Consider the following 20711-nt stretch of genomic DNA (forward strand, 5'->3'; position numbering starts at 1 on the left):
ACGGCCCGGAGGCCCTCCTGCGCGGCGACGTCGAGCAGCCTCGAGCCAGGCAGCCCCAGCACGGGGAGCGTGGCGTCGTAGGCGAGCACGGCCGCGACGACGGCCCTCGCCTGCCCCTCGTCGCGCGACGCCGCGTGGTAGAGCGCGCCGTGCGGCTTGAGGTAGGTGACGCGCGTCCCGGCCGCGCGCGCGAGGCCGTCGAGCGCCCCGAGCTGGTAGAGGACGTCGGCCGTGAGGTCGGCCGCGTCGACGTCCAGGAAGCGCCGGCCGAAGCCGGCCAGGTCGCGGTAGCCGACCTGGGCGCCGACGGCGACGCCGTGGGCGGCGGCGCCCTCGCACGAGCGCCGCAGGGTCAGCGGGTCCCCGGCGTGGAAGCCGCACGCGACGTTGGCGCTGCTGACCAGCGGCAGCAGCGCGGCGTCGTCGCCGAGCACCCAGCGGCCGAAGGACTCGCCGACGTCGGCGTTGAGGTCGACGGTCCTCACGCGGGACCCACCGCGCTCGCGAGGGCCGAGCGGTCGGGCCCGTCGCCGGGTGCCGCCCCGGACCCGGCGCCGGGCTCGGCGCGGGCCGCGGCGCGGGCCGCGGCGACGACGAGGGCGACCGTCTGGTCGACGACGGCGCGACGGTGCTCGGCGACGGCCACCTCGCCGCAGCGGCCGGCGTGCTCGCCCGTGAAGGCCGGGACGTGGAGGTGACCGCCGAGGACGTCGTGGCGACCTGCGCTGCGGCGCAGGCGGTTCGCGCGGTACATCGCCTCGTTGGAGAGGTAGTCCCCGCCGCCGCCCGCGGCGGCGAGCCACCCCGGCTGCGGCGGCTCGCTCGTCGTCACGGGCTCGCCGTCACGGGTGCCCCCGGTCCAGACGCGGATGCGCTCGCGCAGCTCGACGGGGAAGGGTCCCGTGCCGGCCGCCAGCATCTGCGCCGCCGGCAGCGTCGTGCGCAGGAGCTGCTCCACGTGGTCGGGCCCCGGCTGCGGCCAGCCGCGCGCCGGCGGGACCTCCTCCCGGCGCACCTCGCGCTCGTTGTCGGGGCCGCCGCCGCGCCACGCGCCCGCCCAGCCCTCGACCGAGAAGAGGCCGGGCGAGCCCTGGCTGACGGTCATGACGACGTCGGCGTCGCCCTCGCCGCCGAGCAGGTGGGGGCCGACGGCGTCCTCGACGACGCCGTCGTCGAAGGCCTGCCACCGCACCGGCAGGACGACCGCCTGCACGAGCGCGCTGCCGGTGGCCGTCGACACCTGCCGGCCGTGCAGCGCGAGGACGGCTGCGCCGGAGGGGTTCGAGCGGGACAGGTCGTCGTCGAGCCGGAAGGGGTCGAAGCCCGTGACGAGGACGCGCGTCGTCTGCTCCCCGGGCGGGAACGCGACGTCGTCGAGCCCGCGCGAGCTGCGCTCCAGGGCGGCGAGCGCCGGACCGGCGTCCTGCCCGGTGCGAGCCGCCCACTGCTGCAGCCTCACCCGCACCGTCAGGCGCGCCCAGTAGAGGGGCCGGTCGTCGGTGGGGTCGTCGACGGGGTCGCCGGTGAGGCCGGTCCCGCTCGCCGCAGGCCCGCTCGGACGGGGGCGCCGGGCGCGCTCGAGCGCGGCGCGCCACAGCCGGGCGCCCGCGTCCGCGGCGAGCGCGGCCGGGTCCGCCGTGACGCCGCCGGCGCCGCCCGCGTCGTCGTCGAACCGGGCGACGAGGGCGTCGACGACACGGTCGAGGCCGCTGGTGGCGAGCACCCGCGCCGCGAGGGCCTGCGGCTCCCCCGGCAGCCGCAGCCCCACGCGGGCGTCCTCGACGCCCAGCCCTGGCGGCGGGGACCCAGGAGCAGGTCCACGGGCAGGCCCCGGCGCTGAGCCGGCGCAGGGCCCGGACGAGGGCTGGGACGAGGGCTGGGCGGGGGGCGGAGGTGGTCGGTGCATCGTCGAGAACGCTAGGGCCGGGCCGCCTCGGCGGACAGGGGGCGGCGGCCGGTCGGCGGCGGCCCCGCCCGCGGTGGCCGGGAGGGCCGCCGGAGGGTAGACCGGTCGCAGCCGGGACCGGAGCCGGCGTCCCGCCGAGCCCGCAGCCGCCGCTGGAGGTCGCCGTGACCGCTGTGTTCCAGGCCATGTCCGCCGTCCGCGCCGCCCCCTGGGAGGGCACGGGCCGCCAGGGCGTCGACCTGCTGACCGCCGCCTGCGGTCGCCCCGCGGACGGCGCGCCCCCGGTGCGTGCGCTCGACCTCGGCTGCGGCACGGGCGAGGACGGGGCCGAGCTCGCCCGTCGGGGCTTCGACGTCACCGGTGTGGACGACGTCGGGCGGGTCCTGGCGCGGGCCCGGCGCCGGGCCACGGCCGCGGGGGTCGACGTCGACCTCGTCCGCGGCGACGTCACGCGGCTGGAGACCCTCGCGCTGCGGTCGGGAGGCCGCCGGGGGTTCGCGGCGGTGCTCGACGTCGGCTGCGCCCACGGGCTGGGCGAGGCGGGCGTCGCGGCCCTGGCCCGCGGGCTGGACGCCGTCTGCGAGCCCGGCGCCGTCCTGGCGCTGCTCGCGTGGTCCCCGGCGCGCCGACCGCCGCCGCTGCCCCGCGGGCTGGGGCGCGCGGACCTCCAGCGGCTGCTGCCCGGGTGGGACCTCCAGGCCGCCGAGCCGGCCGACCCGGCGACGTTGCGCCGCTGGTTGCGCCCGACGCGGCCCACGTGGTTCGTCCTGGCGCGGCGCTGACCCGCCCCCCGACGAGTCGGGCGGCCTCGGGTGAGCCGGTGGTGTCAGCGGCGCACGACGGCCCTGGCGCGCGCGAGCACGACCACGCCCTCGCAGGAGGCGGTGAGGTCGAGGCGGACCGTCGGCGGCTCGCCGTCGGCGCCGTCTGCCAGCGCCCCGACGACGGCGACGACCTCGAGCTCCGTGCCCTCCTCGGGCACGACGACGGGCTTGGTGAACCGGACGCCGAGGCTCGCGATCCGCCCGGGGTCGCCGCACCACTCCTGCACGAGCCGACCGGCCAGCGCCATCGTGAGCATGCCGTGGGCGATGACACCCGGCAGCCCGACGCCGACGGCGGTGGGCTCGCTCCAGTGGATGGGGTTGAAGTCGCCGCTCGCGCCGGCGTAGCGGACGAGGTCGCCGCGGTGCAGCGGGTAGGTCGCCCGCGCGACCTCCTGGCCGACCTCGAGCGGGGCGCCCGGGTCTGCCACCCCGATGGGCGTCGAGGTGCTCACGCGCTCTCCTGCGGTGCCCGGACCACGAGGAGCGAGACCGCCGTGCACACCGGCTCGCCGTCCTCGGTCGCGATCTCGTTGCGGGTCGTCACCATCGAGTGCCCGCCGGCGCCGCGGACGCCGTCGACGTGCAGCGTCGTCACGAGCCGGTCGCCGACGGCGATCGGCCGGTGGTGGGTGAAGGACTGCTCGCCGTGGACGACCCGGGTGAAGTCGACCCCGGCCGCCGGGTCGGCCAGGAAGCGGGCGTCGCTGCGCTGGGCGAGGACGACGGCGAAGGTCGGCGGCGCGAGCGGCGTGCCGTGCCCGAGCGCACGGGCGGCGGCGGCGTCGACGTGGACCGCCGGCACCTCCGCGGTGGCGAGGGGGCCCCCCACCGCGGCCGCGGAGCCTGCGCCCGCGACGGCGGCGGCGAAGTCGCGGACCTTCTCCGCGCTCACCTCGTAGACGCCGTCCGGCGGGTAGGTCCGCCCGACGAAGCTCTGGTCGACGGCCACGTCAGCTCCTCTGCTGGGGGTGGTCGCCGTCGCGCCGGTGCGACGGCGGGGTCGTGCGCGAGCGGGTCAGCCGTCCGGGGAGGGTGTGCTCTGCGAGCGGGTCAGCTGCCCAGGACGACGACGGCGGGAGCGCCCCGAGGGCGTCCCGCCGTGTCGTCGCCTCGCGACCCTGCGGTCAGCGGGTCTCCCGGTGCGCGGTGTGGTGGCCGCAGCGCGAGCAGAACTTCGCCAGCTCGATCCGGTCGGGGTCGTTGCGGCGGTTCTTCTTCGTGATGTAGTTCCGCTCCTTGCACACCGTGCAGGCGAGCGTGATCTTGGGTCGGACGTCGGTGCTCTTGCTGGCCACGGCGGGTTGCCTCTCGGTCTCTCGTGCGGGTGCGGGCGGTGCCTTGCGGGCGGTCTGCGGCCGGCTCCCGGCGTCACCGCGGCAGGCGGGCACCTGGCGTAGCGAGGGCGGGGATCGAACCCGCGACACAACGATTATGAGCCGTTTGCTCTACCACTGAGCTACCTCGCCGGGTCTCCCGCCGAGGCCCGGTGGGCCCCGGCGGGGAAGCTGCAGAGCCCCAGTAGGGAATCGAACCCTAGACCTTCTCCTTACCATGGAGACGCTCTGCCGACTGAGCTACTGGGGCGGCGCCCGTGACGGGCACGGCAGCCGAGCGTACACGCCGGTGGAGACCAGACCGAAACGCGGCGGCGGCACCGGGGTCGACGGCGCACCGCGGGCCGGCCCGTGTCCCCGCTCGGGAGCCCCGGACGTGTGCCCGTGACGTGCGCCCAGACGTGTGCCCTGTCGCGAGCCCTGACGTGCCGAGGGCGCCCCGCAGGTGCGGGGCGCCCTCGTCTGGCGTGGCAGGTGCAGGATTCGAACCTGCGAAGGCTGTGCCGGCTGATTTACAGTCAGCTCCCATTGGCCGCTCGGGCAACCTGCCTCGCGAGCACGCGACGTCGCGACGTCCGCCGTGCGGTGGCCGAGAGTACAAGGTCACGGCAGGGTGCGTCACGCGAGAAGATGCCGGGCGCCGCACGAGACCAGCGGCCCCGGCACCACCGGGGCGCAGAGGAGGACCCATGGCCGCCGACTCGTCCTTCGACGTCGTCAGCAAGGTCGACCGCCAGGAGGTCGACAACGCGATCAACCAGGCGGCGAAGGAGATCTCCCAGCGCTACGACTTCCGGGGCACCGGCGCGGGGGTCAGCTGGAGCGGGGACCGCGTCGTCCTCGTCGCCAGCAGCGAGGAGCGCGTGGCCGCGGCGCTCGACGTCCTGCAGACCAAGCTCATCCGGCGCGGGGTCTCGCTGAAGGCGATCGACCTCGGCGACGTCCGCCAGTCGGGCAAGGAGCACCGGCAGGAGGGCTCGCTCAAGGAGGGGCTGTCCACCGAGGACGCCAAGAAGATCGCCAAGATCGTGCGGGACGAGGGCCCCAAGGGGGTCAAGACCCAGGTGACCGGGGACGAGCTGCGGGTCAGCGCCAAGAGCCGGGACGACCTGCAGGCCGTCATCGCGCTGCTCAAGGGCGCCGACCTGGACGTCGCGCTGCAGTTCACCAACTACCGCTAGCGGCCTGCCTCGACCGGTCCTCCGACCACGGGAGCGGGACGACGGCACGAGGACGACCACCCGGGTGGGCCCGGGCGGCAGACGTCAGGGACGGGGGACTGGTGGGGCCCAGGTCGGTACGGGGAGGTCCGGGGGCGGCGGCGCTGGCCGACCCGGACGGCTCCTCGGCGCTGCACATCTACGGGCAGCACCCCCGCCAGGTGGCGGAGCTGCACCTGCCCTCGCGGCGGCGGACCGACGGCGTCGCCGTCCTCGTGCACGGGGGCTTCTGGCGGGCCGGTCCTCCCGACGGCGGGCGCGCGTACGACCGTCGGCTGCAGGACCACGTCGCCGTCGACCTGCTCCGGGCCGGCATCCCGGTCTGGCTGGTGGACTACCGGGCGGTCGGGCAGGGCGGCGGGTGGCCCGCCACCCTCGCGGACGCTGCAGCGGCGCTGGACCTGCTCGTCGCGGTGGCGCCGGCGGCGGGGCTCGACGCCTCCCGCGCCGTCGTGGTCGGCCACTCCGCGGGTGGGCAGGTCGCCGCCTGGTCGGCCGGCCGGCACCTCCTGCCCGAGGGTGCACCGGGGGCCTCGCCGGCGCTCCGCCCGCTCGCCGTCGTCGCCCAGGCGGGGGTGCTGGACCTCGTGGCGGCGCACGCGGCCGACCTCGGCCGCGGCGCCGTCGCCGGACTGCTCGGCGGCTCCCCGCGGGAGGTCGAGGAGCGCTACGCGCACGCGTCCCCGGCGGCGCTGGTACCCGCCTGCGCGCCGGTGCTGGCGGTGACCGGCGACCTCGACGAGGTCGTGCCCCCCGACCAGGGCGAGCTGTACGCGCAGGCGGCACGGACGGCCGGTGCCACCGACGTCCGGGTCGCGCTGGTCCGCGGCGAGGGGCACAGCGCCCACCTCGACCCGACGTCCCAGTGCTGGGCGCTGACGCGGGCCGTCGTCCTCGCCGCCCTGCAGGTGCGCTGAGGGCTCCGGCGACCGGGGCCCTCAGCCGCGCCGGCCCGCCATGGCCTCGAGGCGGGCGATGCGCTGGTCCATGGGCGGGTGGGTGGAGAAGAGCGACTTGACGTCGCGGGCCCGGAACGGGTTGGCGATCATCATGTGGCTGGAGTTCACGACGTCCCGCTCCGGCGCGAGGGGCGCCGCCTTGGTGCCGCGCTCCAGCTTGGCCAGGGCGCTCGCGAGCGCCAGGGGGTCACCCGTGAGCCGTGCGCCGTCCTCGTCGGCGTCGAACTCGCGCGTGCGGCTGATGCCCATCTGGATCAGCCCGGCGGCGAGCGGGCCGAGGAAGAGCAGCAGCATGGCCGCGACGGGGTTGCCGCCGTTCTGCCGGTTGCCGCCGAAGAAGAGCGCCGCGTAGCCGAGGAAGGTGATGACGCTCGCCATCGCGGCCGCGATCGAGGAGGTGAGGATGTCCCGGTTGTACACGTGCATGAGCTCGTGCCCGAGGACGCCGCGCAGCTCGCGCCGGTCCAGCAGCTCCAGGATGCCCTGGGTGCAGCAGACGGCCGAGTTCTCGGGGTTGCGGCCCGTCGCGAAGGCGTTCGGCGCCCGCGTCGGCGAGACGTAGAGCCGCGGCATGGGCTTGCCCGCCTGCACCGAGAGCTCGCGGACGATCGCGTACATCTCCGGCTGCTCGGCCTCGGTGACCGGCTTCGCGCGCATCGCCTTGATGGCGAGCGTGTCGCTCTTCCAGTACGAGAAGCCGTTCACGGCGAGCGCGATGACGAGCCCGAGGAGCAGGGCGTTGAGGTTCTGCCCGAAGACGAGGAACGACCCCAGCAGGACGAGCCCGCCGAAGGCGCCGAACAGGACTGCCGTCTTCACGCCGTTGAAGTGCTGGTGACCCATGGACGCCTGGTGCCTCTCCTCGCTGGTGCACCCGCGGGCGAGGAGCCCGCAGGCGACGGCCTCTCGCCGTCTCACCGGGGGCAACGCCGACCGGCCGGCGCTCGTTCCCCACCTACCATGGCGTGGACCCGCTCCCCCGCGCCCGGCGCAGCACTTCTCCGACCGGACCGGTCGACAAGCGGGGATGGCCCCCGACCCCGAAGGTGTTGCCGCTCCCATGCGTCTCGAGTCGCCCACGCCCGACGCCCCGACCGACCCACCCCCGGCCGACCACGACGGCCGCCCGACGTCGCCGGCCGGCGCCACCCCGGTCCAGCGGGTTGCGAGCGTCGTCATCCGCTTCGCCGGCGACTCCGGCGACGGCATGCAGCTCACGGGAGACCGCTTCACCGCCGAGACGGCGACCCTGGGCAACGCGCTCGCGACCCTGCCCAACTTCCCCGCCGAGATCCGCGCGCCCCAGGGCACCCTCCCGGGCGTCTCCAGCTTCCAGCTGCAGTTCGCCGACCACGTCGTCCTCACCCCGGGCGACGCCCCCGACGTCCTCGTCGCGATGAACCCCGCGGCCCTGCGCGCCAACATCGGCGACCTGCCCCGGGGCGGCGTCGTCATCGCCGACAGCGACGAGTTCACCCGGCGCAGCCTGCAGAAGGTCGGCTACACGGCGAGCCCGCTGGAGGACGGCAGCCTCGAGAGCTACCAGGTGCACGCGCTGCCGCTGACGTCGATGACCGTGGAGTCGCTCGCCGGCTCCGGCCTCTCGCGCAAGGACGCCGAGCGCGCCAAGAACATGTTCGCCCTCGGGATGCTGTCGTGGCTCTACGACCGCCCGACCCAGGCGACCGAGCGCTTCCTGCAGACGAAGTTCGCCAAGAAGCCGGAGATCCGCGACGCCAACCTCACCGCCTTCCGCGCCGGCTGGGCCTTCGGGGAGACGACGGAGGGCTTCGCCGTCCGCTACGAGGTGGCCCCGGCCGAGCACCCCGCGGGCACCTACCGCAACATCACCGGGAGCACGGCGCTGGCCTACGGGCTGGCGACCGCGGCGCACAAGGCCGGCCTGCCGCTCGTCCTCGGCTCCTACCCGATCACCCCGGCCAGCGACATCCTCCACGCGCTGTCGGGCCTGAAGCGCTTCGGCGTGACCACGCTGCAGGCCGAGGACGAGATCGCCGGCGTCGGCATCGCCCTGGGCGCCTCCTTCGGCGGCTCCCTCGGGGTGACGACGACGTCGGGCCCGGGCCTGGCGCTGAAGGCCGAGACCATCGGCCTGGCGGTCATGCTGGAGCTGCCGCTCGTCGTCGTCGACGTCCAGCGCGGCGGGCCCTCGACGGGCCTGCCCACCAAGACCGAGCAGGCGGACCTGCTGCAGGCCATGTACGGGCGCAACGGCGAGTCGCCGCTGCCGGTCCTGGCCGCGAGCTCCCCCACCGACTGCTTCACGGCCGCCCTGGAGGCGGTCCGCATCGCCGTCACCTACCGCACCCCCGTGATCCTGCTCTCCGACGGCTACCTGGCCAACGGCTCCGAGCCGTGGGCGCTGCCGGACGTCGCGGACCTGCCGACGATCGACCCGGCCTTCGCCACCGGCCCCAACGGCGCGGGCGACGACGGGACGCCGGCCTTCCGGCCCTACCTGCGCGACCCCGAGACGCTCGCGCGGCCCTGGGCGGTGCCGGGCACGCCGGGCCTGGAGCACCGCGTCGGCGGCCTGGAGAAGGCCGACGTCACGGGCGAGATCTCCTACGAGCCCGACAACCACGAGAAGATGACGAACCTGCGGCAGGCCAAGGTGGACGGCGTCGCCGTCCCGCCGCTGGAGGTCGACGACCCGGTCGCGCCCGACGGGTCACGGGCCCGGGTGCTCGTGCTCGGGTGGGGCTCGACCTACGGGCCCATCGCCGCCGCCGTCCGGGACGCGCGCGCCGAGGGCCTGCAGGTCGCGCGCGCCCACCTGCGCCACCTCAACCCCTTCCCGCCCGGCCTCGGCGACGTGCTGCGCGCCTACGACCGCGTCGTCCTGCCGGAGATGAACGGTGGCCAGCTGGCCCTGCTCCTGCGCGGGCGCTACCTCGTCGACGTCCAGAGCCACGCCCGCGTGCGCGGGCGGCCCTTCACCGCCGGCGAGCTGACCGACGTCGTCCGCGAGGCCGTCGCCGCCCTGCCCGACGAGCTCGCGGCCCGCCAGCTGGTCGGCGCCGGCGCCCCCTTCGAGAGCCCCCAGGAGGCCCGTCGATGACCACCAGCACCCCGCTCGGCATCCCCGCGCTCCGCACCGGCACCGACGACGTCCCGCGCCTGCCCGAGGGCGTCACCCTGGGCAAGAAGGACTTCACCGCCGCGGGCGAGGTGCGCTGGTGCCCCGGCTGCGGCGACTACGCCGTCCTCGCCGCCGTGCAGGGCTTCCTGCCCGAGCTCGGGCTGCGGCGGGAGAACATCGTCTGCGTCTCGGGGATCGGCTGCTCCTCCCGCTTCCCGTACTACCTGGACACCTACGGGATGCACTCCATCCACGGCCGCGCCCCCGCCATCGCCACGGGCCTCGCGACCTCTCGCCCCGACCTGTCGGTCTGGGTCGTCACGGGCGACGGCGACGCGCTGTCGATCGGGGGCAACCACCTCATCCACGCGATGCGGCGCAACGTCAACCTCACGGTGCTGCTGTTCAACAACCGCATCTACGGGCTGACCAAGGGGCAGTACTCCCCCACCTCCGAGGTCGGCAAGGTGACGAAGTCGACACCGGCCGGCTCGGTGGACGCGCCGTTCAACCCCGTCTCCCTCGCCCTCGGGGCCGAGGCGACGTTCGTCGCGCGCACGACGGACTCCGACCGCAAGCACCTCACCTCGGTGCTGCGCGCCGCCGCCGAGCACCGCGGGACGTCCTTCGTCGAGATCTACCAGAACTGCCCGATCTTCAACGACGGCGCCTTCGACGTCCTCAAGGACCGGGACGAGGCCACGGCCCGCCTCGTGCACCTCGTCGACGGCGAGGAGGTCCGCTACGGGCGGGAGGAGGACCGACGGGTCGTCGTCCGCACCGCGGGCGGTGGTGTCGAGGCGGTGCCGGCGGCGGACGCCGACGGGCGCGAGGTGGTCGTCCACGACGCCGGGGCGCAGGACCCCTCGCAGGCCTTCGCCCTCTCCCGCCTCGACGGCCCGTCGATGGCGCACGTGCCGGTCGGCGTCTTCCGCTCCGTCGTGCGGCCGACGTACGACGACCTCGTCCGTGACCAGGTCGCGAGCGCGCAGGCCTCGTCCGGGCCGGCGACCGACGCCGACCTCGACGCCCTCATCGCCGGCGGCGACACCTGGGTCGTGCGCTGAGGTCCCCGGCCGGTGGCTCCCCGCCGGTGACCACGGTCGAGGGAGCCCCGGCGGGCCGGGGGGCGGCAGACGTCCGCCGCGGGACGCTCATGGGCGTCGGCGCCTACACGCTGTGGGGCTCCTTCCCGCTCTACTTCGCCGCGCTCGCGCCCGCCGGGGCGGTCGAGGTCCTCGTCCACCGGGTGCTGTGGGCCCTGCTGGCCTGCCTCGTCCTGACGCTGGCGCTGCGGCAGCTCGGCGCGGTGCGGGGGCTGCTGGCCGACCGCCGCCGGGCGGGCTGGCTGCTCGCGGCCGCCGCGACGATCGCGCTCAACTGGGGCGTCTACGTCTACGCCGTGCAGTCGGGCAACGTCGTCGAGGCGTCGCTGGGGTACTTCGCCAACCCCGTGGTGACGGTGCTGCTCGGGGTCCTGCTGCTGGGCGAGCGGCTGCGCCCGCTGCAGTGGGCCGCCGTCGTCCTCGGCGGGCTGTCGGTCGCCGTCATCAGCGTCGGCGAGGGCCGCCTGCCCTGGATCGCGCTCGTCCTGGCCGCCAGCTTCGGCGTCTACGGCCTCGCGAAGAACCGGGTGGGCCGGCGGACCCCCGCGCTGGCCTCCCTGACGGGCGAGACGCTGCTGCTCGCGCCGCTGGCCCTCGCCGCGCTCGTGGCCCTCGAGGTGACCGGGCGCGGGACCTTCACCGCCGTCGGGCCGCTGCACACCGCCCTGCTCGTCGGCACGGGCGTCGTGACGGTGCTGCCGCTGCTGCTCTTCGGGGCCGCCGCCCGTCGGGTGCCGCTGACGACGATCGGTCTGCTGCAGTACCTCACGCCCGTCCTGCAGCTCCTGCTCGGCGTCCTCGTGCTCGGCGAGGACGTGACCTCGGCGCGGTGGGCCGGCTTCGCCCTGGTCTGGCTGGCCCTGCTCCTGCTCACCACCGACACCCTGCGGGCCGCGCGGCACCGCGCCACGCTCTCGCGCTCGACCCTGTCCGCGACCGGGGTGTGAGGGGCCGGCCGGGCCCGGAGCGCCGGCTCAGCGCGCGCGGTCGGCGATCGCCTCGGCGAAGGCGGCCATGGCGTCCTTGGCCTCGCCGTCCGGCAGCGGCGCCAGGGTGTCCACGGCCTGCTGGGCGCAGTGCTGGGCGCGCGCGTGGGCGGCGTCGGTCGAGGGCAGCGCCCGCAGGGCCGCGACGGCGGCCTCCAGCTCGGCGTCGGTGCCGAGCGGGCCGTCGAGCAGGGCGACGACGGCGGCGGCCTCGGGGTCCCCTGACGCGGCGGCGTCGCGCGCGAGCAGCACGGGCAGCGTGGGGACCCGCTCGCGCAGGTCGGTGCCCGCCTGCTTCCCGCTGTCGTCACCGCGCAGGTCCAGGACGTCGTCGGCGAGCTGGAAGGCGACGCCGACCCGCTCGCCGTAGGCGACGACGACGTCGAGGACGGCAGCGTCGCAGCCGCCGAACATGGCCCCGAACCGGGCTGAGGTCGCGATGAGGGAGCCGGTCTTGTCCGAGAGGACCTGGAGGTAGTGCTCGACGGGGTCGTCGCCCTCGCGGGGGCCGACCGTCTCGTGGAGCTGGCCGAGGACGAGGCGCTCGAAGGTCTCGGCCTGGATCCGCACCGCCTCGGGGCCGAGCCCCGCCACGAGTCTTGACGCCCGCGCGAAGAGCAGGTCGCCCGTGAGGATCGCGACGTTGTTGCCCCAGACCTGCTGCGCGGCAGGGGCTCCGCGGCGCAGCGGGGCCGAGTCCATGACGTCGTCGTGGTAGAGCGTCGCCAGGTGGGTGAGCTCGACGACGACGGCGGCGTCCAGCACCTCGGGCGCCGCGCCGTCGCCCAGCTCGGCCGCGAGCAGGACGAGCTGCGGGCGCACCCGCTTGCCGCCGGCCTCGACGAGGTGCCGGGAGGTGCTGTCGGCGAGGCGGTCGGAGGAGGTGACGGCGGTGCGGAGCCGGCCCTCCACCGCCTCCATCCGCGCGGCCACCCGCTCGGCCGTGGTCCCTGACGGCACGGGCACGCCCCAGCCGTCGCCCGCCGCGGCGCCGAGGGCGGGGGCGGACGGCTGGGGGGTGCGGGGGCTCACGCCACCCAGTGTCCCGGACGCGGCGCGCGCTGCGGTCACCGCCACCTCAGGCCGCCGGCGCAAGACGCTGCAGACCGTTGACGACCCGGTCCAGCGCGTCGCCGCCGCGGGGGTCGGTGAGGTTGGCCAGCAGCTTGAGGACCAGGCGCATGACGAGCGGGCGCGGCAGGCCGTGGCGGGTGGCGATCTCCATGACGGCAGGGTGGCCGATCATCTTCACGAACACGGCGCCGAGGGTGAAGTACCCGCCCCAGGCGGCGCGCACCGCCGCGGGGTAGGCGTCCAGGGCCCTCAGCCGGTCGGCGTCGGGCCGCCCCAGGGCCTGGACGACGACCTCGGCGGCGAGCCGGGCGGACTCCATGGCGTAGGCGATGCCCTCGCCGTTGAAGGGGTTGACCATGCCGCCGGCGTCGCCGAGCAGCAGCACCCCGCGGTGGTGCTGCGGCGTCCGGTTGAAGCCCATGGGCAGCGCGGCGCCGAGCACCTTGCCCTGGCGGTGCTCCTCGTCGAAGTGCCACTCCCCCGGCAACGTCGCCGTCCACCGCCGCAGCAGGTCGCGGTAGTCCACCTTGCCGTAGGCGGAGGAGGAGTTGAGGACGCCGAGGCCGACGTTGCTCGTGCCGTCGCCGACGCCGAAGACCCAGCCGTAGCCGGGCAGCAGCCGGGAGCGGCCGGGCTCGCCGTCCCACAGCTCCAGCCAGCTCTCCATCCAGTCGTCCTCGTGCCGCGGGGAGCGGTAGTAGGTGCGGACGGCCACGCCCATCGGCCGGTCCTCGCGGCGCTCGAGGCCCATGGAGAGGGCGAGACGTGCGGAGACGCCGTCGGCGGCCAGGACGACGGGCGCACGGTGCTCGACCTCCTCGCCGGCCCGCCGCCCGCGCTCGTCGACGGCGTGCGCGCGGACGCCGACGACGCGCCCCGTGCGCTCGTCGACGACGGCGCTCGTGACGGACGTGCGCTCACGGACCTCCGCGCCGGCGGCGCGGGCGTGCTGCACCAGGAGGTGGTCCATGTCCAGGCGGGTGCGGACCAGCCCGTAGGGCGGGAAGGACGCCAGCTCCGGCCAGGGCAGCTCGACGCGCATGCCACCCCCGATGAGCCGCAGGCCGTGGTTGCGGCGCCAGCCCCGCTCGGGCGAGAGGTCGAGGCCGAGCGCCAGCAGCTCGCGGACCGCCCGGGGGGTGAGGCCGTCGCCGCAGACCTTCTCGCGGGGGAAGGACGTCTTCTCCAGGACGAGGACGGACAGGCCCGTCGCGGCCAGGTGGCGGGCGGCGGTGGCGCCGGCCGGGCCGGCGCCGACGACGAGGACGTCGGCGTCGTGCTGCGCAGGGGTGGGCACGTCGGCTCTCGATCTGGATGTCGGCTGGGGGTGCTGGGTGAAGGGCCGGAGGAGCGGCTGGGTGAGGAGCCGGGGCGCCCTCCCCGAGCCTACGGAGGGCCCCTCGCCGGACGCACGAGGACCCCGTCGCGGGGGCGCGGCGGGGTCCGGCGTCGTGCGGGCAGGTCAGTCCTTGACGGCGTCCTTGAGGTGCTCGCCGCGCTGCTTGAGGTCGCCGGAGGTCTGGTCGGCCTTGCCGTCGGCGCGCTTCTCGTCGTCACCCTGGGCGCTGCCGACGACCTCCTTGGCCTTGCCGGACGCCTGCTGGGCAGCGTTCTTGATCTTGTCCGTGGCGCTCATGGGTGCCTCCTCGTCGGCGGGGTCCTGGTGGTCCTACGAAAGCACCGGCCGGTCCCCGCCGCACCCCGGCGTGACGCCGCGACGTCGCGCGCCCCACCGGCTCAGAGCGGGCGTGCCGCCCGGTGGAGCGCGACGACGCCGCCGGTGAGGTCGCGCCAGGCGACGTCGTCCCAGCCGGCGGCACGGATCTGCCCCGCGAGCGCCCGCTGGTCGGGCCAGGCCCGGATCGACTCGGCGAGGTAGACGTAGGCCTCGGGGTTGGAGCTCGTGCGCCGCGCCAGGGAGGGCAGCGCACGCATGAGGTACTCGGTGTAGAGGGTGCGGAACGGTCGCCACGTCGGCGCGGAGAACTCGCAGACGACGAGGCGCCCGCCGGGACGCACGACCCGGAGCATCTCGGCGAGACCCGCGCCGGGGTCGGTGACGTTGCGCAGCCCGAAGGAGATGGTGACGGCGTCGAAGGCGCCGTCGGCGAAGGGCAGCCGGGTCGCGTCCCCGGCGACGAAGGGCAGCGGACGGCGGCGGGCGCCGGCCCGGAGCATCCCGAGGGAGAAGTCGCAGGCGACGACCTTGGCCCCGAGGGCCGCCATCGGCGCGCTGCTCGTGCCGGTGCCGGCGGCGAGGTCGAGCACCCGCTCGCCGGGGCGGACGTCGAGCGCCCGCACCACCGCGCGTCGCCACCGGCGGTCCTGGCCGAGGGACAGGACGTCGTTGGTGACGTCGTACCGCTCCGCCACGCCGTCGAACATCGCGGCGACCTCGGCAGGCTGCTTGTCCAGGTCGGCGCGGCTCACGCCGGGAGTCTGCCAGCCGCCTTCGCGCCGGCTCGCGCGCGCCGCGGGGGCGGCTCGGCGACGACTCCTCCTCAGGGGGCGGGCGCCAGTGCGTCCAGGGCGGCCGTCACGGCGTCGCGCAGGCGTGCGTGGAGCGTGCGCAGCCGCGAGCGGTCGGCCGGTACGACGACCACGGAGAGCCCCGGCTCCGGCGCGCGGAGGGTGGCGCGCAGGTCGCCCGCGTCGTCGACGCGGCGAGCCGGGACGCCGAGGCCGCGGGCCAGCGTGAGCAGGTCGACGCCCGGTGGCGTGCCGAAGAGCCGCTCCACGTCCCCCTCCCGCGCGGGGGACGACGTCGCCACCTCGCCGTGCTCCAGCAGCCCGAAGATGCCGCCGCCGGCGTCGTCGAGGACGACGACCTGCACCTGCGGCGGCGTCGACCACCGCGTGGACCGCCCCCGCTCCCCGGCCGGGACGGCGAGCCCGGCGAGGTCGTGCAGGGCCGCGAGGTCCCCGACGAGCACGCGGGTGCGCCGCCCCGTCGCGAGCGCCGCACCGACCGCGCCGCCGAGCGTCCCGTCGATGCCGGCCAGGCCCCGCCCGGCGAGCACGAGCCGGACGTCGAGCGGCACCCGCAGCGGCGGGGGCGACGGCGAGCGCTGGGCGTCGAGCGCCGGCTCGACGAAGGGGGCACCCGCGAGGTCGGCGTCGCGCACGGCGGTCGAGGCCGCGAGGACGGCGACCTCGTCGACGGCCGTGGCACCGAGCAGCTCGCGCGCCAGCCACGGACCCGTGAGCCGGCCGGCCGCCGCCTCCGCGTCGAGCACCTCGTCGACCGCGGCGGCCGCGGCCGCCCCGGCCCGCAGCCAGGCCGTGAGCCAGGCGTCCGGCGCCAGGGCGCGTCGGGCGTGCCATCCCGCGGGCGCGTCGAGCAGGTCGGCGGGCACGGCCGACCCGACCACGCGGTGCAGCCCCGGGCGAGGCGCCGGCCCGGGGTCGCCGTCGTGCTCGACGACCTGGACGACCTCGACGCCCTCGTCGGCGAGCAGCCGGGTGACCTGGCGGGACAGGGTCGGCCGCCCGAGCACGACCACCCGCTCGACCCGCCCGCCGAGCTCGGGGCGCTCCAGCAGCAACCGGTAGGCCTCGGTCGTGCACGGTCCCGAGCGGGCGCCGGACGTCGGCTCCGCCAGCAGCGGCCACCCCCCGGCCTCGGCCAGCCAGCGCGCCGTCCACCCCGTGCTCGCGGGTGCGTCCCCGGCGACGACGACGGTGCGCGGGCCGGGCTCGAGCGCGTGCACGTCGCGGCCGCGCGGCGGCGGCGCGAGACGCCGCGCCGGCAGCCGCGGGGCCGCGACGACGACGTCGTCCGCGGGCACGAGCGGGTCGGCGAAGGCCAGGTCGAGGTGCACCGGCCCGGGACGGCGGGCGCCGCCAGCCCCGCCGCCGGCCTCTTCGCCGGCCGGCAGCCCCCGTGCCGCCTCGACCGCGCCGGCGACGGCCTCGGCCCACCGCTGCGCGGCCGCCGCGACGTCCTCCCCCTCCCGGGGTGCGGGCAGGTCCACCGCCACGCGCACGGCGCCGCCGAAGAGCCCCGCCTGCAGCTCGCTCGTCTGGTTCGCCCAGGTCCCGCGCAGCGCGTGCGGGCGGTCGGCGGAGACGACGACGAGCGGCACGCCGGCGTGGTGGGCCTCCAGCACCGCGGGGTGCAGGTTGGCCACCGCCGTGCCCGACGTGGTGACGACAGCCGCCGGCACGCCGCTCGCCCGGCCGATCCCCAGCGCGGTGAAGGCTGCGGCGCGCTCGTCGGTCCGCACGTGCACGACGAGGTCCCCGGCCCGCTCGGCGTCGGCGAGGACGTAGGCGAGCGGCGCCGACCGCGACCCCGGGCACAGCACGACGTGGCGCACCCCGCGGGCCACGAGCGCGGCCACCGCGGCGACGGCGCAGGCCTGCGCGGACGGCGGTGCGGCGGGGGGTGAGCCGTCGTCCTCGGCGGCGTCTCGGTCCACGGGCACGGGCCCATCCTGCGGGCTCGACGACGGCGGTGTCGTCGGCACCCGTCGGCGGGCCCCAGGATGGGCCCGGTGCGACGACGGGGGGCCAGGGGCGAGGGGCCGCCGTCGCCGGTGCCGTGGTGGCGCTGGGCCGTCGTCGTCCTGCTCACCGCCCTCGTCGGCGGCGCGCTGGAGCTCGGTGGGGTGCCGTCCGGCGTCCTGTTCGGCGGGCTCCTCGTCGGGGTCGTCGCCGCGCTCTCGGGCCTCTCGGGCCACGACCCGCGCGGCCCCCGACAGGTGCCCCGCCGGGCGGCGCTCAGCGCCCAGGCGGTGCTCGGGGTCCTCGTGGGCACGCTGGTGCAGCCCGGCACGCTGACGGGCCTGGCGAGCGACTGGGCCCCCGTCGTGCTCGTCGTGCTGCTGACGCTGGGGATCAGCGTCCTCGCCGGCGTCCTCCTGGGCCGCCACCGCGACGTCGACCCCCTCACCGGGGCCTTCGCCCTCACCGCCGGCGGTGCCTCCGGCCTCGTGGCCATGGCCGGCGACCTCGGCGCCGACCAGCGGCTCGTCGCCGTCATCCAGTACCTGCGCGTGCTCGTCATCACCGCCTCGCTGCCGCTCGTGCTGCTCGCCACGGGCGTCGGCACGGGCCAGGGCGACGGGGCCGACCCGGCGGGCGCGGGCGCGGCGCCGCTGTGGGCGGGGGTGCTGCTCGTCGCCGTCGTCGTCCCGCTCGGTCGCGGGCTGGGCCGGCTCAGCCGCGTGCCGTCGGGGACGCTGCTGGGTCCGCTCGTGCTGTCGGCGGTCCTCAGCGGCCTCGGCGTCACCGGGGGCGCGCAGGTGCCCTTCCTCTTCGTGCAGGTCGCCTACGGCGTCATCGGGCTGCAGGCGGGGCTGGCCTTCACCCGCGAGACCGTCGTCGTGGTCCGGCGGGTCCTGCCGGCGGCGCTCGTGCTCGTCGCCGGCGTCATCGCCGCGTGCGCCGGGCTCGGGGCGCTGCTGTCGGCGCTCACCGGCACCACCCTGCTCGACGGGTACCTCGCGACGACGCCGGGCGGGCTGTACGCCGTCATCGCGGCGTCGGTGGCCACGGGCTCCGACGTCACCTTCGTCCTGGCCGTCCAGGTGCTGCGGCTGCTGGCGATGCTGGTGCTGGCGCCCGCGATCAGCCGGCTCCTGGCGCGGCGCCGGGGCTGAGCCGCCCGCCCAGGTGGGCGTGCGCCCGCCCCAGCCGCTCCTGCCACCAGCGGCGGCGGTCGGCCGGTGCGGCCAGGTCGGCGAGGGCGGCGGGGTCCACGCCGGCGCGCACGCGGTCGGCCTGGGCGACGGTCAGCGCCCCGGCGTCGACGGCGAGCGGCGTCGAGACGTCGCGGGCGAGCAGGCTGCCGGTGGCCAGCCCGCACGCGTGCGCCAGCGAGGGCAGCGCCGCGGCGGCGTGGACCCCCGCCGCCAGGCCCACCGCGGTGTCCAGCGCGCTGGAGACGACGACGGGCACGCCGTGCTCGCGCGCCAGCCGCTCCGCGAGGGCGAGCAGGGCCCGCATCCCCCCGAGCGGCGGCGTCTTGAGGACGGCGACGTCGGCCGCCCCGGCGCGGACGACGGCGAGCGGGTCGTGCGCGCGCCGGATGCTCTCGTCGGCGGCCACGGGCACGTCGACGCCGGCCGCGGCCAGCCGCGCCCGCAGGTCGACCAGGCCCTCGACGTCCGCGCACGGCTGCTCGGCGTACTCCAGCGGCCCCTGCGCCCGCAGCGCCGTGAGCACCCGCTCGGCCTGCGCCGGGGTCCAGGCGCCGTTGGCGTCGACCCGCACGCACCCGCCGGGGCCGAGCGCCGCGCGCACCGCGGCGACGCGCTCGAGGTCCTCGGCCGTCGACCGCTCGTGCGGCACGCCGGGCTCGGCGACCTTCACCTTGGCCGTGCGGGCACCGGGCGTGCGCGCGAGGACGGCGCCGACGTCCTCGGCCGCGACGGCAGGGACGGTCGCGTTGACGGGCACGACCTCCCGCACCGCCGGCGGCGGGCCGAGCCAGGCGGCCTCGACGGCGGCGGCGAGCCACCAGGCCGCCTCGGCGTCGTCGTATTCCACGAAGGGTGCGAGCTCGGCCCACCCGGCGGGCCCGCGCAGCAGCAGCGCCTCGCGGCGGTCGAGCCCGCGGAAGCGCACCCGCAGCGGCACCTCGACGACGAGGGCGCCGTCGAGCAGCTCGGCCACGGGAGGGAGCGGTGTCGCCGGGTCGACGCCGGGTGGGGGCCAGGCCGCGGGGGTGCGCGTGCCGCCCGTCCAGGCGGGCATCAGCGCCGCTGGTCGCCGTCGCCCGCCCACTCCTCGCGCGCGCCGGAGTCCGCGGGCGAGCCGGCCGTGGCCCCGGTGCTGAGGTGCCCGCTGCCGGCCCGGCCGGGCGGGGGGCCGCCAGGGGCGCGGCCCGTGCCGGCCGCACGCGCCGGCTCGGGCGCGGCGACGTCGTCACCCGGGCCCTCGCCGTCGGGCAGCGGCTCGGGCAGCGGCTCGACCCAGATCCGGTCGGCCCGGCGCCCGTCCAGGCGCAGCACCGTGAAGCGGTGCCCGAGCGCCTCGACCGAGTCCCCCTGCGCGGGCACCCGGCCGAGCTCCGCCATGACGAAGCCGCCGAGGGTCTCGAAGCCGCCGTCGGGCAGCTGCACGCCGGTCGCGTCGGCGACCTCGTCGCGGTGCAGCAGCCCGGAGACCTCCACCTGCCCGCGCCTGGAGGAGCCCTCCTCGGCGCGGTCGTGCTCGTCCTGGATGTCGCCGACGAGCTCCTCGACGAGGTCCTCGAGCGTGACGATGCCGTCGGTACCGCCGTACTCGTCGACGACGACGGCGATGTGGCGGCGGGTGCGGCGCATGGCCGAGAGGGCCGGCAGCACGGCCTGGCTGCCGGTGACGAGGCTGACCTTGCGCATGACGTCGGTGAGCCGGCCGTCGGGGTTGCGGCGCAGCGCGGTCAGGACGTCGCGGACGTGGACGAAGCCGATGATGTCGTCGACCCCCTCCCCCGTCACCGGGTAGCGGGAGTGGGCCTGGCGCTCGACCTGGGCCGCGGCCTCCTCCAGCGTGAGGCTGCCGTCGAGGAACTCGACCTCGGTGCGCGGGATCATCACCTCGGCGACGCGACGGTCCGCGGCGGCGAAGACGTCGTCGATGAGGCGACGCTCGTCGTCGTCGAGGTCCTCGTGCGTGGAGACCATCTCGCGCAGCTCCTCCTCGCTGACCTCGTCGCGCTCCTCGCTGGGGTCCATGCCGAGCAGCCGGACGACGAGGTTGGTCGACTTGTCGAGCAGCCAGATGACCGGCGTCGCCAGCACGGCGATGCGGTCGAGGCTCGGCGCGACGAGGCGGGAGACGGTGTCGGGCTTCTGCAGGGCGATGCGCTTGGGCACGAGCTCGCCGAGCACGAGCGAGACGTAGGAGACCAGCGCGGTGACGAGGACGAGCGCGAGCGTGACGGCCAGCGCGGGCGGCACGCCCCAGCTCTGCAGCTGCGGGCTCAGGCGCTGGGCGATCGTCGCGCCGCCGTAGGCCGAGGCGAAGAAGCCTGCGGCCGTGACGCCGATCTGGACGGCGGACAGGAACCGGTTGGTCGAGGCGCGCAGCCGCTCGACGGCGGCGGCGCCTCGCAGCTTGTCCGCGACCATGGCGCGCACCTGGCCGTCGCGCAGCGAGACCAGCGCCAGCTCGGACATGGCGAAGAGGCCGCCGACCAGGACGAAGACGAGGACGAGCAGGATCTCCCAGCCGAGCGACATGGGCTCATCCTCGCCCGAGGTGGTG

General features: G+C 76.8%; 19 protein-coding genes, 3 tRNA genes and 1 pseudogene. 7 read left to right on the forward strand and 16 right to left on the reverse strand.

Annotated features, from left to right (window positions below):
* A pseudogene (gene pxpA, locus WDV86_RS05335) lies at positions 1-485 on the reverse strand (5-oxoprolinase subunit PxpA); the annotation flags it as partial.
* Positions 482-1768, reverse strand: coding sequence for a hypothetical protein (locus tag WDV86_RS05340; RefSeq protein WP_339566564.1), 1287 nt, complete (start codon positions 1766-1768; stop codon positions 482-484). The pseudogene pxpA and the gene WDV86_RS05340, both read right to left, overlap by 4 nt.
* Before the next feature lie 302 nt (positions 1769-2070).
* On the opposite strand from WDV86_RS05340, the gene WDV86_RS05345 reads away from it, so the two are divergent.
* Positions 2071-2688 (forward strand): class I SAM-dependent methyltransferase, encoded by a 618-nt coding sequence (locus tag WDV86_RS05345; protein ID WP_339566565.1) that lies wholly within the window; start codon positions 2071-2073, stop codon positions 2686-2688.
* Between the two features lie 44 nt (positions 2689-2732).
* Here the strand turns inward: WDV86_RS05345 and WDV86_RS05350 are convergent, their stop codons facing one another.
* The 6 genes from WDV86_RS05350 to WDV86_RS05375 all read right to left on the reverse strand — a co-directional run bounded on the left by WDV86_RS05350 (position 2733) and on the right by WDV86_RS05375 (position 4617).
* Complete coding sequence (locus tag WDV86_RS05350) at positions 2733-3185, reverse strand: MaoC family dehydratase (RefSeq protein WP_339566566.1); 453 nt, start codon at positions 3183-3185, stop codon at positions 2733-2735.
* Positions 3182-3682 carry an FAS1-like dehydratase domain-containing protein gene (locus WDV86_RS05355; RefSeq protein WP_339566567.1) on the reverse strand — a complete coding sequence of 167 codons (501 nt, stop codon included), beginning with the start codon at positions 3680-3682 and terminating at the stop codon, positions 3182-3184. Before WDV86_RS05355 ends, WDV86_RS05350 begins: the two co-directional genes overlap by 4 nt.
* A 175-nt stretch (positions 3683-3857) precedes the next feature.
* The gene (gene rpmG / locus WDV86_RS05360; protein ID WP_339566568.1) at positions 3858-4028 is read right to left on the reverse strand and encodes a 50S ribosomal protein L33; all 171 of its coding nucleotides are present in this window, start codon (positions 4026-4028) and stop codon (positions 3858-3860) included.
* Between the two features lie 99 nt (positions 4029-4127).
* Positions 4128-4199, reverse strand: a tRNA-Met gene (locus tag WDV86_RS05365).
* A 45-nt stretch (positions 4200-4244) separates the two neighbouring features.
* Positions 4245-4317 (reverse strand) — tRNA-Thr (locus tag WDV86_RS05370).
* A gap of 218 nt (positions 4318-4535) precedes the next feature.
* Positions 4536-4617, reverse strand: a tRNA-Tyr gene (locus tag WDV86_RS05375).
* A gap of 139 nt (positions 4618-4756) precedes the next feature.
* Between WDV86_RS05375 and WDV86_RS05380 the strand changes: the two genes are divergently transcribed.
* Complete coding sequence (locus WDV86_RS05380; RefSeq protein WP_339566569.1) at positions 4757-5248, forward strand: YajQ family cyclic di-GMP-binding protein; 492 nt, start codon at positions 4757-4759, stop codon at positions 5246-5248.
* A gap of 101 nt (positions 5249-5349) precedes the next feature.
* Positions 5350-6204 (forward strand): alpha/beta hydrolase family protein, encoded by an 855-nt coding sequence (locus WDV86_RS05385; protein WP_339566570.1) that lies wholly within the window; start codon positions 5350-5352, stop codon positions 6202-6204.
* Between the two features lie 21 nt (positions 6205-6225).
* On the opposite strand, the gene htpX is transcribed toward WDV86_RS05385, so the two are convergent.
* A complete protein-coding gene (gene htpX, locus WDV86_RS05390) occupies positions 6226-7089 on the reverse strand; it encodes a zinc metalloprotease HtpX (RefSeq protein ID WP_339566571.1) in 864 nt (287 codons plus the stop codon).
* Between the two features lie 217 nt (positions 7090-7306).
* Between htpX and WDV86_RS05395 the strand changes: the two genes are divergently transcribed.
* The 3 genes from WDV86_RS05395 to rarD are packed head-to-tail and all read left to right on the forward strand — an operon-like array spanning position 7307 to position 11402.
* Positions 7307-9328 (forward strand): 2-oxoacid:acceptor oxidoreductase subunit alpha, encoded by a 2022-nt coding sequence (locus WDV86_RS05395; protein ID WP_339566572.1) that lies wholly within the window; start codon positions 7307-7309, stop codon positions 9326-9328.
* Entirely contained in the window at positions 9325-10416 is a 1092-nt protein-coding gene (locus WDV86_RS05400) for a 2-oxoacid:ferredoxin oxidoreductase subunit beta (protein ID WP_339566573.1), read from the forward strand. Before WDV86_RS05395 ends, WDV86_RS05400 begins: the two co-directional genes overlap by 4 nt.
* 26 nt (positions 10417-10442) lie before the next feature.
* The gene (gene rarD / locus WDV86_RS05405) at positions 10443-11402 is read left to right on the forward strand and encodes an EamA family transporter RarD (protein WP_339566574.1); all 960 of its coding nucleotides are present in this window, start codon (positions 10443-10445) and stop codon (positions 11400-11402) included.
* A gap of 27 nt (positions 11403-11429) precedes the next feature.
* On the opposite strand, the gene WDV86_RS05410 is transcribed toward rarD, so the two are convergent.
* From WDV86_RS05410 to menD, 5 genes are all read right to left on the reverse strand, one after another.
* Complete coding sequence (locus WDV86_RS05410; RefSeq protein WP_445262955.1) at positions 11430-12362, reverse strand: polyprenyl synthetase family protein; 933 nt, start codon at positions 12360-12362, stop codon at positions 11430-11432.
* A 157-nt stretch (positions 12363-12519) separates the two neighbouring features.
* On the reverse strand, positions 12520-13812 hold the full coding sequence (locus WDV86_RS05415; RefSeq protein WP_339566576.1) for a geranylgeranyl reductase family protein: 1293 nt from the start codon (positions 13810-13812) through the stop codon (positions 12520-12522).
* A 165-nt stretch (positions 13813-13977) separates the two neighbouring features.
* Positions 13978-14151 carry a CsbD family protein gene (locus WDV86_RS05420; RefSeq protein ID WP_339566577.1) on the reverse strand — a complete coding sequence of 58 codons (174 nt, stop codon included), beginning with the start codon at positions 14149-14151 and terminating at the stop codon, positions 13978-13980.
* A gap of 101 nt (positions 14152-14252) precedes the next feature.
* Positions 14253-14945: a demethylmenaquinone methyltransferase gene (locus WDV86_RS05425; protein ID WP_339566578.1), complete on the reverse strand. Its 693-nt coding sequence runs from the start codon at positions 14943-14945 to the stop codon at positions 14253-14255.
* A 71-nt stretch (positions 14946-15016) separates the two neighbouring features.
* On the reverse strand, positions 15017-16942 hold the full coding sequence (gene menD, locus WDV86_RS05430) for a 2-succinyl-5-enolpyruvyl-6-hydroxy-3-cyclohexene-1-carboxylic-acid synthase (RefSeq protein ID WP_339566579.1): 1926 nt from the start codon (positions 16940-16942) through the stop codon (positions 15017-15019).
* Between the two features lie 69 nt (positions 16943-17011).
* On the opposite strand from menD, the gene WDV86_RS05435 reads away from it, so the two are divergent.
* Complete coding sequence (locus tag WDV86_RS05435; protein ID WP_339566580.1) at positions 17012-18118, forward strand: AbrB family transcriptional regulator; 1107 nt, start codon at positions 17012-17014, stop codon at positions 18116-18118.
* On the opposite strand, the gene WDV86_RS05440 is transcribed toward WDV86_RS05435, so the two are convergent.
* Positions 18087-19214 (reverse strand): o-succinylbenzoate synthase, encoded by a 1128-nt coding sequence (locus WDV86_RS05440; RefSeq protein ID WP_339566581.1) that lies wholly within the window; start codon positions 19212-19214, stop codon positions 18087-18089. The two genes, WDV86_RS05435 and WDV86_RS05440, sit on opposite strands and share 32 nt — an antisense overlap.
* Positions 19214-20686 (reverse strand): hemolysin family protein, encoded by a 1473-nt coding sequence (locus tag WDV86_RS05445; protein ID WP_339566582.1) that lies wholly within the window; start codon positions 20684-20686, stop codon positions 19214-19216. The genes WDV86_RS05440 and WDV86_RS05445 overlap by 1 nt, the downstream gene beginning before the upstream one ends.
* Positions 20687-20711 lie beyond the last annotated feature (25 nt).

It is taken from the genome of Pseudokineococcus sp. 1T1Z-3 (genome assembly GCF_037482365.1).
Classification (GTDB): Bacteria; Actinomycetota; Actinomycetes; order Actinomycetales; family Quadrisphaeraceae; genus Pseudokineococcus.

Coding starts and splice junctions, on each gene's coding strand:
- WDV86_RS05380 (WP_339566569.1), top strand. CDS start 4,757: ATGGCCGCCGACTCGTCCTTCGACGTCGTCAGCAAGGTCGACCGCCAG.
- htpX (WP_339566571.1), bottom strand. CDS start 7,089: ATGGGTCACCAGCACTTCAACGGCGTGAAGACGGCAGTCCTGTTCGGC.
- WDV86_RS05395 (WP_339566572.1), top strand. CDS start 7,307: ATGCGTCTCGAGTCGCCCACGCCCGACGCCCCGACCGACCCACCCCCG.
- WDV86_RS05400 (WP_339566573.1), top strand. CDS start 9,325: ATGACCACCAGCACCCCGCTCGGCATCCCCGCGCTCCGCACCGGCACC.
- WDV86_RS05410 (WP_445262955.1), bottom strand. CDS start 12,362: ATGGAGGCGGTGGAGGGCCGGCTCCGCACCGCCGTCACCTCCTCCGAC.
- WDV86_RS05420 (WP_339566577.1), bottom strand. CDS start 14,151: ATGAGCGCCACGGACAAGATCAAGAACGCTGCCCAGCAGGCGTCCGGC.
- WDV86_RS05440 (WP_339566581.1), bottom strand. CDS start 19,214: ATGCCCGCCTGGACGGGCGGCACGCGCACCCCCGCGGCCTGGCCCCCA.
- WDV86_RS05445 (WP_339566582.1), bottom strand. CDS start 20,686: ATGTCGCTCGGCTGGGAGATCCTGCTCGTCCTCGTCTTCGTCCTGGTC.